Origin of the sequence: Paenibacillus germinis, from assembly GCF_013141785.1 — a bacterium.
Lineage (GTDB): Bacteria > Bacillota > Bacilli > Paenibacillales > NBRC-103111 > Paenibacillus_E > Paenibacillus_E phytorum.
Window position 1 is genome coordinate 1 of record NZ_WHOC01000145.1, and the last position, 671, is coordinate 671.

General features: G+C 33.4%; 1 protein-coding gene. It reads left to right on the forward strand.

Annotated features, from left to right (window positions below; translation table 11 throughout):
• Nucleotides 1-41: 41 nt before the first annotated feature.
• Nucleotides 42-608, forward strand: a complete 567-nt coding sequence (locus GC102_RS27050; protein ID WP_171692290.1) for a 5' nucleotidase, NT5C type — start codon at nucleotides 42-44, stop codon at nucleotides 606-608.
• The last annotated feature ends 63 nt before the right edge of the window (nucleotides 609-671 follow it).

Genomic DNA, 671 nt, shown 5'->3' on the forward strand with positions numbered 1-671 from the left:
TACCGAAATAGCTAGTTATTTAGTTAGGAGTTGTTACCCCTTTGCATATTGGAGTAGATTTAGATAACACAATTCTTGATGCCACTTCAGCTCATTTGCAATATTATAATAGAGCATCTGGATTATCATTAACACCCGACGATGTTAATGATTTTTATCTATACCGTTTATATGGGTGGGATGAGGCAGAACGTGATGCAATTTATAATAAATATGGGCATGAAATTCATTGGAACTCATCACCTTTGCCGATGGCTGTTGAAATATTACAGCAACTGTTTAATCAGCATCAAATATCAATTATTACTGCTCGACCATTACTTTTTCGCGATGTTACCATTGAATGGCTTAAACATCATAAGATTAATTATCACAATATTACACTTGTTGAAAACAAACTCCAAGAATGTATTAATTCAAAAGTAGTTGTGTTAATTGATGATGGTCCTCACTATGCAGAGGAGTTTGCTCTAGTAAATAAGCCAGTTATTTTGTATGAACAGTCATATAATTTATCCGTTACTCATGATTTGGTATTTCGTGCTTCAAATTGGATTGAGGTAAAAAAGCATCTTGATTACTTAGAATCTAAACTAAACTTGATATGATAAGAATTACTTCGTTAAACTGCCCGTCCCTCAGTTGAATGCCGTACCATTTCCATTCAAAAA